15 protein-coding genes are annotated in these 13396 nt (G+C 45.5%); 11 read left to right on the top strand and 4 right to left on the bottom strand.

The features are described 5' to 3' along the window. Positions 1–138: 138 nt before the first annotated feature. Positions 139–558, top strand: coding sequence for a flagellar assembly protein FliX (locus tag KFE96_RS12235; RefSeq protein ID WP_247020332.1), 420 nt, complete (start codon positions 139–141; stop codon positions 556–558). Positions 559–719: 161 nt separating this feature from the next. Continuing rightward, positions 720–1151, top strand: a complete 432-nt coding sequence (gene dksA, locus KFE96_RS12230) for an RNA polymerase-binding protein DksA (RefSeq protein WP_255832843.1) — start codon at positions 720–722, stop codon at positions 1149–1151. Positions 1152–1303: 152 nt separating this feature from the next. Here the strand turns inward: dksA and flgH are convergent, their stop codons facing one another. Genes flgH through KFE96_RS12210 form a run of 4 tightly spaced genes read right to left on the bottom strand, consistent with a single transcriptional unit; the run spans position 1304 to position 4638 of the window. Beyond that, positions 1304–2086 (bottom strand): flagellar basal body L-ring protein FlgH, encoded by a 783-nt coding sequence (flgH, locus tag KFE96_RS12225; protein WP_255832842.1) that lies wholly within the window; start codon positions 2084–2086, stop codon positions 1304–1306. Positions 2087–2096: 10 nt separating this feature from the next. Then, positions 2097–3062, bottom strand: coding sequence for a flagellar basal body P-ring formation chaperone FlgA (gene flgA / locus KFE96_RS12220; RefSeq protein ID WP_255832841.1), 966 nt, complete (start codon positions 3060–3062; stop codon positions 2097–2099). Between the two features lie 12 nt (positions 3063–3074). Next, positions 3075–3860: a flagellar basal-body rod protein FlgG gene (gene flgG / locus KFE96_RS12215; RefSeq protein WP_255832840.1), complete on the bottom strand. Its 786-nt coding sequence runs from the start codon at positions 3858–3860 to the stop codon at positions 3075–3077. Between the two features lie 31 nt (positions 3861–3891). Further along, positions 3892–4638: a flagellar hook basal-body protein gene (locus KFE96_RS12210; protein WP_255832839.1), complete on the bottom strand. Its 747-nt coding sequence runs from the start codon at positions 4636–4638 to the stop codon at positions 3892–3894. 305 nt (positions 4639–4943) lie between these two features. On the opposite strand from KFE96_RS12210, the gene KFE96_RS12205 reads away from it, so the two are divergent. The 9 genes from KFE96_RS12205 to KFE96_RS12165 all read left to right on the top strand — a co-directional run bounded on the left by KFE96_RS12205 (position 4944) and on the right by KFE96_RS12165 (position 13395). After that, complete coding sequence (locus KFE96_RS12205; protein WP_255832838.1) at positions 4944–5528, top strand: flagellar basal body-associated FliL family protein; 585 nt, start codon at positions 4944–4946, stop codon at positions 5526–5528. A gap of 35 nt (positions 5529–5563) precedes the next feature. Next, positions 5564–6712 carry a flagellar motor switch protein FliM gene (gene fliM / locus KFE96_RS12200; protein ID WP_255832837.1) on the top strand — a complete coding sequence of 383 codons (1149 nt, stop codon included), beginning with the start codon at positions 5564–5566 and terminating at the stop codon, positions 6710–6712. A gap of 11 nt (positions 6713–6723) precedes the next feature. Further along, on the top strand, positions 6724–7140 hold the full coding sequence (locus KFE96_RS12195; RefSeq protein ID WP_255832836.1) for a DUF6468 domain-containing protein: 417 nt from the start codon (positions 6724–6726) through the stop codon (positions 7138–7140). Between the two features lie 21 nt (positions 7141–7161). Continuing rightward, entirely contained in the window at positions 7162–7827 is a 666-nt protein-coding gene (locus tag KFE96_RS12190; protein WP_255832835.1) for a hypothetical protein, read from the top strand. A 34-nt stretch (positions 7828–7861) separates the two neighbouring features. After that, the gene (locus KFE96_RS12185) at positions 7862–8512 is read left to right on the top strand and encodes a protein phosphatase CheZ (RefSeq protein ID WP_255832834.1); all 651 of its coding nucleotides are present in this window, start codon (positions 7862–7864) and stop codon (positions 8510–8512) included. 19 nt (positions 8513–8531) lie between these two features. Continuing rightward, the gene (locus KFE96_RS12180; protein ID WP_255832833.1) at positions 8532–9221 is read left to right on the top strand and encodes a hypothetical protein; all 690 of its coding nucleotides are present in this window, start codon (positions 8532–8534) and stop codon (positions 9219–9221) included. Further along, positions 9218–9922 carry a flagellar motor protein MotB gene (locus tag KFE96_RS12175; RefSeq protein ID WP_255832832.1) on the top strand — a complete coding sequence of 235 codons (705 nt, stop codon included), beginning with the start codon at positions 9218–9220 and terminating at the stop codon, positions 9920–9922. The genes KFE96_RS12180 and KFE96_RS12175 overlap by 4 nt, the downstream gene beginning before the upstream one ends. Continuing rightward, complete coding sequence (locus tag KFE96_RS12170; RefSeq protein ID WP_255832830.1) at positions 9909–12932, top strand: lipopolysaccharide assembly protein LapB; 3024 nt, start codon at positions 9909–9911, stop codon at positions 12930–12932. Before KFE96_RS12175 ends, KFE96_RS12170 begins: the two co-directional genes overlap by 14 nt. 184 nt (positions 12933–13116) lie before the next feature. After that, positions 13117–13395 (top strand): DUF2282 domain-containing protein, encoded by a 279-nt coding sequence (locus KFE96_RS12165; RefSeq protein ID WP_247020303.1) that lies wholly within the window; start codon positions 13117–13119, stop codon positions 13393–13395. Position 13396: the final 1 nt, after the last annotated feature.

The raw sequence follows: 13396 nt of genomic DNA, 5'->3' as shown, positions 1-13396 counted from the left end.
TTTGTGCCAGTTTTTATTTGGCTTTAACTGATTGAAAATTATGGGCTTTCATGCGAAACTGAGGAAGAAAGTGGAATTTGTTGCCGAGCCGTTGTAGCAATAGTTGCCTCTATAGCTTCTAGGGATTAAATTTAGAGTATGAAAATTTCAGGTCCAGGACAGATTCAATCCAGCGGCATTAAGAAGACTGCTTCAAAAGGCAGGTCATCTGGCGCTAGCTTTAGTGCGGAAATTTCAGATACTGAAACATCTTCACAAACGGCGTCGGTTAGCGGCTCCGGTCCTATTGCGTCTTTAGATTCCCTCCTGGCATTGCAAGGGGTGCCCGATAGTACGAATGGTCGTTCTAAAGGTTTAGCTCGTGCAGAAGAGATGCTCGATCTTCTGGATGAGGTTAGAAAAGGGATTCTTCTGGGAGCGATTTCTATGCCTAATCTTAGAAGCCTTGCTGACATGGCAAGGAATCACAAAAACAGCACTGACGATAGCCGTCTCAATGAAATTCTTGCTGAGATTGAATTGCGTGCTGAAGTGGAACTTGCTAAATTTGGTGTGTAAATACAACTATTTGCACCTTAAATTTTCTTTAAAAACTTCTCCTTAAAATTGACAATTTTATTACGTCTTGTGCCGAGCCGTTGAAATCATTATATAGACGTCGGAGCCTTTGGGGGAATTAACGGCAAGGGCTTTGTTTGAGTGTTTGTTGGGGAGTGACAATGTCCGAAACAATGACAATGATAGAATTGCCAGAAGATTATATTCCATCTCAGGACGAAGAGTTTATGAATGAGCGCCAGCTCGCTTACTTCCGTCGTAAATTAAATGAGTGGAAGGACGATCTTCTTCGGGATTCTGCAGAAACTTTGCAAAATTTACAGCAAGATAATTTGCGTGAGCCAGATATAGCTGATCGTGCTTCATCTGAAACTGATTGGTCAGTTGAGCTGCGCACAAGAGATCGTCAGCGGAAGCTGGTATCAAAAATTGATTCTGCGCTTCGCCGGATCGAAGAGGGTGAATATGGTTACTGTGAAGTAACTGGTGATCCAATCAGTCTTCGTCGTCTGGATGCCCGTCCGATTGCAACTATGACCCTTGAGGCGCAAGAGGCGCATGAAAGGGCAGAAAAAGTTCATCGCGACGATTAGGCGATTTTTACAGAGTAGAAAAACGGGAGCTTTTGCTCCCTTTTTTTATGCTTGTCATGTAGGAATAGAAAAAAAGCCGATCCAATGGACCGGCTATAAAGTTGGCTTTTATTCGATAAATGTAACTGTTCCTTACGAACCTCCTTGTTTGATTAGAATGGGAAAACTATGTCGTACAGCTGTTGGCCATAGCGCGGTTGCTGTACATCGGTAATTTGGCCTTTACCTCCGTAAGAGATACGGGCTTCAGCAATTTGAGTATGCGAAATCTGGTTGCTGGACGAAATGTCTTCCGGCCGGATGATGCCAGCTAGCAGCATTTCACGTTTCTCAAAGTTTACGCGTACTTCCTGACGTGCCTGAATTACCAAATTACCGTTTGGAAGAACGTCAGTTACGATAGCGGCAAGAGTTAAGTTAATCGCTTCGCTGCGGTTAACAGAGCCAGTGCCGTTATAAGATGTTGATGAATCAGCGTTTATAAGAGTTGCAGGGTTAACAGTTGGTCGGTTATCCGTTCCCGTGGTTGGTGCAGATCCGTGTAGTACATTACGAATTTGTTGTTCAAAACCAAGGAAATTGGTTAGGCCAGCGCCTTCCTCAGTTGTACGGGCACGCGTTGTTGTGTTGCCAATCTGGGCATTGTCCGCAATGGCGATGTTAACTGTTAGAATATCGCCAATATTTGATGCACGTTGGTCTTTAAAGAAGGCTTTGGCGCCAGTCCGCCATAGCGAGTTCGCATTTGGTCGGGTGGTTCTTGTATCAGGCATTGGTAGGCTGATAGAACGCTGTGCTGGAGGGGCCTTTATATCTTTAATTGGCGTTAAATCTGGCGCTTTACCAATATTGGCAATTCGCTCACCTGCGCTACATGCTGCCAGAGAAATAACCGCAATAAGCAACCCGGTTTTCTTTAAGGTATTCTTTAGCATTTTTATTCTCCTAGCGAGATGCAACAAGCTTTGTGCTGTTTGATTGAACTTCTACTAATCCGGCATGGATGATTTTTGCATTCACACTGGTGTGGGATTTTTCATTCATGACGCGGATCACATCCCCTTTGCCGCCTTCTTCCAGTGCACGGCCTTCGGCAGTAAGGAGCATTTTTCCAGCTCTGATCTGCATGGTAACCGTTGAACCTCGTGCCACTGTTACTGGCACTCGAATGTCATTTTTAATCAGGGCTTTGCCGGATTGCTGTGCTCGACGAACAGTATGGCCAATAAGTTCTTTACTGGATTGGATTGTATTTCTGTTAATCCGTTTCACGGGGTAACGAACCCAGCTGATGTGGTCGGCGGTAATGATTTCACCTGGGCCAACGACACTGTTCAACATTGGGATAAGGCGCACTTCTTCAATCGCGCCAGAAATCCTGAGTTCAGAGCGTTCTTTTGTGCCAGTTGGCAAAATCATGTTTGCTGTAAAACGGGTACGTTGATCGTTGATCTCGAACTCTTCGAAATACACATCATCAAATGTGGCATCCGTTGGCAGGTACATACCTCTTACGCGACCATGAATTCTTACATTAAGTTCACTTTCAACCCCTTGGTTTCGAATTTCGTTCATTACCAGTTGTTGTAAGTCTTTACCTTTAAAAGGGATGCCTCCTCGCTCAATGTAGATGCGTTTCAGATAAGCTGGGCGGTTCCAGTCAAGTTCATATTTTTCTGCAAGCTTGGTGAGCTGGTAATTGCTTAGCTGTGTGCGTTTGCCCGGAGCAGGGGCCTCCATAATAATTTCATCACCGTGAATACCTGTATCTGTGAAGATATCAGAAAGGCGAATAACTCCCTCATCTACAACTAATCGCTCTTGAAGGTCAGCTGCCCACGTGGCTGTTGTGGCTGCCGCGATAAGTGCTGAGCTAAGTAGGAAGTTACTTATATTCTTATGGAACCGCATCAGTGCCTCCTATTAACGAAGGTTATTGGCAGCAGAAAGCATCTCATCGGCTGTCTGGATTACCTTGGAATTTAGCTCGTAAGCGCGCTGTGCGGAGATCATTGCTGTAATCTCATTCACTGCATTCACGTTAGCGTTTTCAAGGAAGCCTTGAACAACCGTACCGTATCCGATCTCACCCGGGTTGGAGATGATTGGTGCACCTGACGCCTGAGATTCGAGGAACATGTTGTTACCGATCGCTTCAAGGCCAACCTCGTTCGGGAAGATCGCAAGATCAAGCTGTCCAATCTGTGTAGGGGCTACCTGTCCATCCTGAATGGCAAATACTTCACCTTGTTCGTTTATTGTCACATCAACAGCGCCCTGAGGGATGTTGATGCCTGGCTGAACGGGGTAACCTTGTGGTGTTACCAAACGGCCCTGGTTGTCGATCTGGAATGACCCTGCGCGTGTATAAGATTCAGTGTTGTCAGGAAGCTGGATCTGGAAAAAGCCTTTGCCGTTAATGGCTATATCATAGATGTTGCCAGTATTTTGGAGAGCACCCTGATCTGTAATCCTGTAAACACCTGCCGTGCGAACACCGACACCTACTTGAATACCGCTCGGAACAACTGTGCCTGCGTTTGAAGAGTTGGCACCAACACGTTCAATATTCTGGTAGAGTAGATCCTGAAATTCAGCGCGCTGGCGCTTGAAGCCAGTGGTGTTCAGGTTAGCAATATTGTTTGAAACAACATCAATGTTCAGTTGCTGCGCTAACATGCCTGTTGCTGCTGTACTAAGTGCTTTCATTGGTCTTTCCTTTCCTCAACTATGATTGGCGTTATTGAACGCGTGCCAATCTTCTGAGGGCGTCTTCACGCATCTCTTGATAATCGTTGCTGGTTTTGTCGGCTTTTTGATAAGCGCGAAGGACGTCAATCATCTCAACCATGGATTCAACGGCGTTCACGTTGGAGCTTTCATAGGCTTTGCTTTTGATCATAACATCCGTAACGTTTTCAGGTTCAATCGGTGTTTGATCAGTTTCATAAAGTGATGCGCCGCGACGTTTCATGGCTTGTTCGTTTTGGAATTGAACAATGGTGATTTTACCTTTTTCGCCATTATTTGTGGAAATGGTGCCATCATCGGCAATGGTAATATTCACATCATCTTCATCAAAATCGATCGTTTGGCCATTTTCATCGAGCACTTTTTCTCCAGAAAGAAGTGCTAAGTTGCGGTCAATATCAATCGTCATCCGGCCATTGCGTGTATAGACGGTCTCTCCGTCGCTACCCTGAACGGATAGGTACCCGCGACCATTAATAAATACATCAAGAGGATTATTTGAAGGAATAGGTGTGCCAATATCCAGGTTACGGACAATGCCGTGATCCTGCACATAGGAAATCTTGCCGCCTTTTGTTGCATCTGCACCAGGTGCGTCAATCAACAACTGACGAAATACCACACGCTCCTTGTTAAAGGCGGTGGTAGACATGTTAGCGATGTTGTGTGCAACAACATCCATTCTTCTTTTGAGGGCCTCTCTATGGGCCATGCCTACGAATAAAGCCGTATCCATTTTTCTCTCCTGTAGTCACAGTTTTTACTGTTTGTCACAGAATTTATTGTTTGGCCCATTAACTAGCAGGAAGCATGCCAGTTTACGAAATCATTATAAATCAATTACTTAGTTATGATTTTTGAAAAAGGTTTGAGCGTGAGGAGTAAAAAGTACCCACAAAAATTGCCTGCTAGCGGGCAAAAAATGTGTAAGGAGTTTCACGAATAAGTTTTTTTACCTTCACGGGTTGTTAACTATGTGTAATTCAAGATAAAGTTGGGAGAATACGGTAAAAGTATTTTGCTTTTGTATGAGAGGCTCAAATGGCAGACGACAATCAGGCAGAAGAAACCTTAGGTGAAGCAGAGCTAGTTGAAGGTTTGGAAAAGAAGAAGTTTAGCGGCAAGAAAATCATCATGCTTGGTGGTGGGGCTGTAGTGTTGCTTGCTGTCGGATTTATTGTGATGTCCCTTTTGGGCAGTGATGATGACGTTGCGGATGAGCCAGCTGATGATGCTGAACTGGAACAACTAGCACAAGAAGCTGCAGATAAGCGTGACGCCGAACAGCTTGAGCAAGATAAGCCGCAGGAAGAGCTGGCCCTGTTGTTTTATGAATTACCGCCTCAATTGTATAATTTGAATACAGGCGGAGAGGGCACTAGTTTTCTTAAAACTCAAATTTCTTTGGAAATTGACCGGGAAAGCTACAGAGCTGACCTTGAAGTGAAGCTTCCACGCATTTTAGATGAGTTTAACACTTATATGAGAGAGTTGCGTCCAAGTGACCTTGAAGGGGCTGCTGGCGTGTTCAGGCTCAAAGAAGAATTATTGATGAGAATTAATCAGGCGGTTGCTCCTACGCGTGTTAAAGATGTGCTCTTTCAAGAGTTTCTGATTCAGGGGTAATAAGTTGGCGTGTTGGCGCTGCTTGAGGGTTATGTATGGCTGAAGATGACGAACCAATTGATGATGAAGCGGTAGCAGCCGAGTGGGCAGCTATGGCTGGCGGCGATGATGAAGAAGAAGTCGATCAGGATGAAATGGCCGCCGAATGGGAGGCCATGGCTGGTGGTGACGGCGACGGTGATGCCGAAGACGACGATGGTAGTGGCCCTTCACCTGGCCGGGTACTTGATCAGGATGAAATCGATAGCCTTCTAGGCTTTGACGGTGATGGTGCCGATGGTGAGATGACGGGCATCCACGCACTTATTAACAGTGCGCTGGTTTCCTACGAACGCTTGCCAATGCTTGATATCATCTTTGACCGTATGGTCCGTATGATGTCTACTTCTCTTCGGAACTTCACGTCAGACAATATCGAAGTTTCCCTTGATAATATTACATCGGTTCGTTTTGGTGATTATCTGAACTCTATTCCTTTACCAGCTATGTTAGCGGTATTTCGTGCGGAAGAGTGGGATAACTATGGCCTGATGACCATTGATTCCAGCTTGATCTATTCCATTGTGGACGTGCTTCTTGGTGGCCGTCGTGGTACCGCTGCAATGCGAATTGAAGGACGTCCTTATACAACGATCGAGCAAACCCTCGTTGAGCGGATGATTTCTGTGATCCTTAGGGATATGTGTGGTGCGTTTGAGCCACTTAGCCCAGTTAACTTCACCTTCGATAGGTTGGAGACAAATCCAAGGTTCGCAACAATTGCGCGACCGCCTAACGCAGCGGTTCTGATCAAACTGCGTGTTGATATGGAAGATCGTGGTGGCCGCTGCGAAATTCTATTCCCATACGCTACGCTTGAACCAGTTCGTGAGCTTCTTCTACAGCGCTTTATGGGGGAGAAGTTTGGGCGAGATACCATCTGGGAAACACACTTGGCGACAGAGTTATGGCGCGCAAATGTGGAACTTCGTGCGATTATGGATGAAACCAGCATGTCGCTTCGTGAAGTGATGAATATGGAAGTCGGCCAAACCATCGTATTTAATAAGACACCTAAAGATGATGTTGTGCTAAAATGTGGTGAAGTTGCCATGTTGAGCGGTGCCATTGGCCGTTCAGGGCAGCATGTTGCGGTGCAGGTTCGTCAGCAGGCTGAACGTTTGCAGAATCTGGAAATAGAATAGAGGGCTTTGGTGTGACAGAGATATCAACACTGATTGTTGATGGCATTTTAGCCGTTCTTCTAGTTTCTGTGATCGTTGTATGCACAATTGTTTACCGACGTTTAGGAACTATTAAATCTGGTCAGGCAGAATTACGTGCACTGGTTGATCAGCTGAATACTGCAGTGGTGGATGCTCAGAGGAGTGTAGCTAATTTGAAGACATCTGCTACGGAGATCGAAGGTAGGCTTCAAATCGAGGGTAAAAAAGCCTCTGCTATTGCGGATGAGCTTGGCATGATAACTGAGGCCGGTAACAATTTAGCAGATCGGATTGAGCGCGGTCTTTCTGGCGCTTCTGCCGCAAAAAAACAGCAAGCTCCTGCTGAAACAAGCGCGAGTAAAAAGCAGCAGGAAGAAATTTTAGCGGCGCTTCGTGAGGCGCGCTAAGGGATAGATGAGGATAAGGCAATGAGTGGTGTTTCATTAAGCCGTGTTAGATTATTTCCAATGCTGATCGGTTGTGCAGCTGTGGCGCTAACCATGCGGGCAGTGGATATATACACGGGCGTAGAATTGTTAGGTGCACCAGTTCAGGCCGCTCAGGAAACTGAACAGAACGATAATCAACCTCAGGAAGATCAAAAACCAGCTGCTGAACAGGCCCAGCCTGCGCCACAGATGCCTAAGATTGTTGGGTTAAGGGCTAATGAAGAGGAAAAGCTTCTGACACAGCTTCGGCAACGTCGTCTTGAGCTGGAACAGCGTGAAAAACAACTGGAACTGCAAGAGCAATTGTTGTCTTCCACCGAACAGCGCATTGAAAAGAAAATTACGCAGCTTGAGCTTCTTGAAAAAAGCATCAAAGAACAGCTTCGCATTTACGATGAGCGTGAAAATGAAAAATTGAAAGCCATCGTTGATGTGTATGAAAAAATGAAGCCGAAAGATGCTGCGCCTCGTTTCGAACAGCTTAGCCTCCAAACTCAGGTTGATCTGGTTACGCGAATGAAGGCGCCTAAAGTTGCCGCACTTATGGGGAAAATGACCGCGGCAAAGGCTTCGAGGTTAACGACAGAATTGGCGACACGTGCTGCCCCGCCAGATATCTCTGATTTGCAGCCGCTAAATCAATAACAATAACCTGCACCTAGCAGGCACGGAGTATGAAATGTTAAATCAGGCAAATACGATTAGTTTGGAAGAACGAACGGCGGCACTTAAGCAGGATTTGGGCGATAACGTACCTGTTTCTGATATTGCCAGTGTCGTAGAATCTCTTGTTAAAGGTAGTCACCACGACAACGAACTAGGGCAGGTGGCAGAAGAACTTCGAGAACTGCTCTTTTTTATAGGCGCGGCTAAAGATGAACTCTTCGGTGTTCAAGCAAAGTCTTTATCTAATCGAGATATTCCTGACGCTAACGTTCAGTTGGATGCTGTAGTGACGGCAACAGATGAAGCTGCAAATACTATTATGGATGCGGCTGAACAGTTAGAGAAAATGTCTGAAGATACTGAAGGAGAGCAGTCAGAAAAACTCTCTGAACTGTCTATAAATCTATTCCAGGCTTCTAGTTTCCAAGACATCACTGGACAACGAATTACTAAGGTAAATCGTACGTTGGTTGAGCTTGAAACACGCCTTAACTCACTCGCTGATGCCATCGGCGATGATTATATTGCCGAACCAGAAGATGAGATTGAAACTGACGCTGAAGGGGTGGCAGTGAATGATACAGATCTTCTTCACGGTCCTCAGCTTGAAGGTGAAGGCAATACTCAGGATGAAATTGACGCCCTTCTTGCTAGTTTTGACTAAGGTGCACGGCGCTTCCTAGATGTTTAACGAAGATCAGCATACGAAAAGGCTCTTTGGTACGGATACTACCATGGGGCTTTTTGTTGCCTTGTATATGATTTTGCTGGCTTTTTTCATAATGCTTAATGCTGTTTCTGAGCAGAAAACATCGAAAGCGCAGGAAGTCATGAAAGGTGTGAATGCTGCGTTTTCCAAGGAAAGCGATGATCAAAGCCGCCAGCCTGGTGAACAAACAACACTGCCGAATGATGAGGTAAAGCCTGAAAATGACCCACTTCTGATTGAATTAAGCCGTTCCTTTGGTGGAGAATTTGATGTTAACGGCAAATTCTCTATCAATAAAGGATTAGTGTATGAGGTGGAATTACCAGCTGATAGCTTTTTCGAAAAAGGTTCTTTTAGAATTCGTCCTGATATGGAGCCATTCCTGGACCGAGTAGCAAAGCTTGTTTTGAACCGTGAAAACAATGAAACACGGAATGTCGCTTTTATGTTTGGATCTGGCGAAGGGCTGGTGTCACGAAATTTAACCCGTAGTCAGGAATTCGCGGTCAGAAGAGCTGGTGCTATTGCTCGTTTTATGAAACTTCAGGGCGTACCTGATGGTATGTTTCATACTGGCTTCATACAGATACCTGAAGGTAAGATATTGGCAGCATTCAGGAATGTTCCGCCAGTACGTTTTGAAAATGGGAGTGAAGCTCCATGAAAAAGAACGTACAAGATGAAGTATCAAGCGCTTCTTGGATGGTAACATTTGCCGACCTTCTATCTCTACTCTTAACATTTTTTGTACTTATGTTTTCTGTGAGCAGCGTGCGCCAGGAGACATGGCAAAATGTGATAGATTCCATGGCAAGACAGTTTAATCCTGAGCGCAATGTAAGTCGGGTAACGCCAAATGAAACAGCTAAGGAACTCCAGAGAAATCCAGCCCTGGGTTTGAATTTGACCTATCTAAGGGAATCGATGGAGCAGATGCTTGAGAGATACCCGGGATTCGAAGGGACGAAGGTTATCCGGCGTGGTGAAGAGGTGTTGGTGTCTTTTCCAGCTGAAATGTTCTTCAAGCGCAAAGATGTTGAGCTGGTGCCTGACGCAGAGAGAAGCCTGCGTGCCTTAGCTGGCACCTTGGTGCAAATTCGGAATAGTATTCGTGTTGCAGGGCATACTGATGCTGTACCGGTTAGTTCAGGGAAATTCCGATCAAATTGGGAACTGTCTATGGCTAGAGCTCGGATCGTCGCAGGTGCCTTGACAGAGTATGGGTATCGTAAGCCTATTACTGTACTTGGCTATGCTGATACACGAAAAAACCTGAGTTATCGCAAAGAGTTGGCAAACTCCGAGCGAGTTGATATTGTCATTCGAGCTGAAGAAACGAGTAAGGGACCATATGACCTCTTCTAAGTGGGTGAAAAAGCTGTGTGTAACAACAGCACTCACTACTGCAATTTTTGCAGTACCCGCTTCGTTTGCGCCTGCTGTTACTGCGCAGGTAAGTGGCCCAACAATTACTTTCCAAAGTGGGCAGTTAGCAAATCATGCCCGAATTGCAGTCGATATACCTGGAGATGCAACATATTCAATTGCGGTTAATGACAAGGTTTTAAGAATTACACTCGATAGTGTTTTTACCCCTGATTTTAGTGCTTTTGGTGCGGCAAATCTTAGACAAATTGGCAATCCAAGGGTTAGCTACATTGGGGGCAGAACACTTATTGATTTTGATGTGTTACCCGGTGTGTCACCACGAGATTTTCGGTCTGGGAATTTCTTGATTGTTGATGTTTATGGTGGTGAAGAAACTGCTTCTCTACCGGCTTTTGTTGATTCTGGCGCTTTTACTCCACCTCCTGCTGCAGCAGCTGCAGATGAAAATAGTGAACCTATTGAAGAAGATGTAGAAAACGATGGTGGTGAAGGTGTACCGGCAGACAATGCCGTGCCTGAAGATGACGATCTTGGAAGCACGACCGACATTAGTACGGTTAGTAGGCAGGAACAAAGGGGACCTATCAGACTTTTGGGTTTGCCTGAAGTAACCAATCCTGATCAGGAAGCAGTAGATGTTGGTGTTGCCGAGGTTGAGAATGGTATTTCGCTTTCCTTCAATTGGCCGATAGACGCTGCAGCAGCCGTATTTGAACGCGGTGAGTATCTTTGGATCGTGTTTGATCAAACATATGCTTTTGATCCAAAAGGTATGATTGATGCTGGTACATTGGTTTCTGATCGAATTCATACGGTTGAGCAGCTAGAACATCTTGATGCACTAGTTCTTAGGATGTCTGTTAGAACCAATCAGAATTATGTGGTGGAAAAGGATGCCCGACGGTGGATTATTTACTTGAAAGATACACCGGCAAAGCCCCGTTTTCCAATTACGCCAGAACGCCGTAATGAAGGTGCCAACGGTCAGCAGATTTTTGTTGCTGCATCTGATGTAGGACGCAAAATTGAAGTAGAAGATCCAGACATTGGCGATTATTTTGTGGTGATGCCTTTGGCACGGCAGGGCAGTGGATTAGCGCAGGACTTTAGTTATGCATCAGCTGAGCTCGCTGAAACCGCGCAAGGTATTGTAATCACGCCACTGACAGACTTTGTAAATGTTGAGCGTTTCACTGATGGTGTTGCTATTAGTTCTTCTGGAAATGATTTTCTTTCTTCTTCAAGGCTTTCTCGAGCCACAGGGATCGGTAGTGATTTACAGACGGGCTTCGCGCGATTGATTGATTTCGCCAATTGGCGCATTGGCCCTTCTTGGGAATACCGGAAAAATAAAACTCGTTTATTGTATGAACTTTCGCTGCGTCAGTTAGATGATCGCAACGAAGTTCGCTGGAAGTTAGCTCGTTATTATTTGGCCCATGGCCGGGCCGCTGAGGCACTCGGTATTCTTGAGCGGATGCTAGAAGAAGACCCGTTACTGTCTCAAAATACGGAATTCCTCGCAGTTCGAGGTGTGGCTAATTTCAAGCAAGGTAGATTGGATGCTGCTCTCGCTGATCTTTCCGCAAGAGAATTAGAAGCTGAACAGGATGCTGAGCTTTGGCTGTTACTCGTTGAAGAACAGAAGGGCCATTACGAAAAGGCGTTGGAGCATTACCGTCGCGGTAAAGACGTAATGGGTACATATGATACCGAGGACCGTGCGGAAATATCTCTCGCTGCTGTAAGGGCAGCTGTTGAAACTGGAGACATTGAGCTCGCTCAACAAGAATTAGCGCTTTTGAATGGTGTTGATCTTAACGAAGATCAGTTGCTTGAAACATTGTTCCAAGCGGCCCGTATTTCAGAAATGCAAGGCGATTTCGATACAGCATTTGCCCAGTATGATGAACTAACAGGTGCTTCAAACCGTTGGATTTCAGCTAGGGCTAGGTACGCACGTATTCGGTATGGGCTTCGGAACGGAGACCTTAATTATACAGATGCTATCGATCAACTAGAACGCCTTCGTTATGCTTGGCGCGGAGATAAGTTTGAAATTAAGCTTTTGAATGACCTAGCCGAATATTATTTTGCTACAAAGCAATATACAGCGGGCCTTTCTGCGCTTCGTGCGGGGGTTTCATACTATCCGGAAGAGGCGAGTGAGCTGAAAATGCTGCTCCGTATGGGACAGGTGTTTAAAGATCTATATGTAAATAACGGTGCAGATGAAATGACACCGGTTGCCGCCATTAGTCTGTTTTATCAGTTTCAAGACCTTACACCACTTGGGGCTGAAGGTGACTTCATGGTGCGGCGATTAGCTGCGCGAATGGTTTCTGTTGATCTTTTAGATAATGCCGCAACTCTTCTTGAATATCAGGTGTCTCAGCGTGCGGAAGGTGCCGCACGAGCGCAAATCGCTGCCCAGTTAGCTAAAATCTATATTATGGATTCGAGGCCAGAGCAGGCTATCGAGATTTTGCGGGCAACCCGGGAACCTAGATTACCCAATGATATTGTTGCAAACCGCAGGCATGTTGAAGCACGGGCTCTTGTAGAACAGGGGCGTTATGAAGAAGCAGAAGTGATGCTGGAAGATGATAGTAGTGCTGATGCAGAGGTTCTGCGCACTGATATTTTCTGGGGTAGTAAAGAATGGCCGAAACTGATTAATACGGTACAGCGTATTCTTGGAGACGGCTGGCGCAGGAATCAGGCACTTAACAGTCTTCAACGTCTGAATTTGATCAGACTCACTATTGGTATGACTTTCATGGATGACCGGGCAGGGCTTATTGAGATGCGCCGCCGATATGGCAATCAGATGCGTAGCGGTGATTTTGCCAATGCTTTCGAATTGTTGACAAATGACCAGGAACTTAGTGGTAGAGAGCTTGGTGCTATTGCTAGCCAAATCGCGAGCGTTGAGAAACTTCAGACATTTATGCGTGAATATCGTAGTGATTTTTCCGGTAGATAAAATCTAATATTGCCTACAAGCCCCGGAAATGCTTGCGTTTTCTGTTTTTCTTATGGTTAACATTAGCCTCACTAACTCGTGAAGGTTATATTATTTTTATTTTCGCGAAAAAGAGGCAATATATTGGGCGTAAGCGACGCAGGATATCGCTTAGGTTTACGCAACTTATTGAAGGAAATGAACGATGAAAATCAATCGTATTGCTAAAACGGCTGTTGCTACTACTGGTGTTGTAGCTTTCGCAATGGCGGCTGCTTCTACTTCTGCTGTTGCTGCAGATAAGAAAGCTAAAAAAGAGAAGTGCTACGGCATCGTTGCTAAAGGCATGAACGATTGCGGTACTTCTACACACAGCTGTGCAGGTCAGGCAAAAGTTGATAACCACCCAGAAGAGTGGATCTATGTAACTAAAGGCCTATGTAAGCGTATCGCTGGCAGCACTAAGAAGCCAAAAAAAGCCTAAG

Origin of the sequence: Kordiimonas sp. SCSIO 12603 (genome assembly GCF_024398035.1) — a bacterium.
Taxonomy (GTDB): domain Bacteria; phylum Pseudomonadota; class Alphaproteobacteria; order Sphingomonadales; family Kordiimonadaceae; genus Kordiimonas.
Note: the sequence above shows the minus strand (reverse complement) of the source record. Positions and strands in the feature narration are given on the sequence as shown.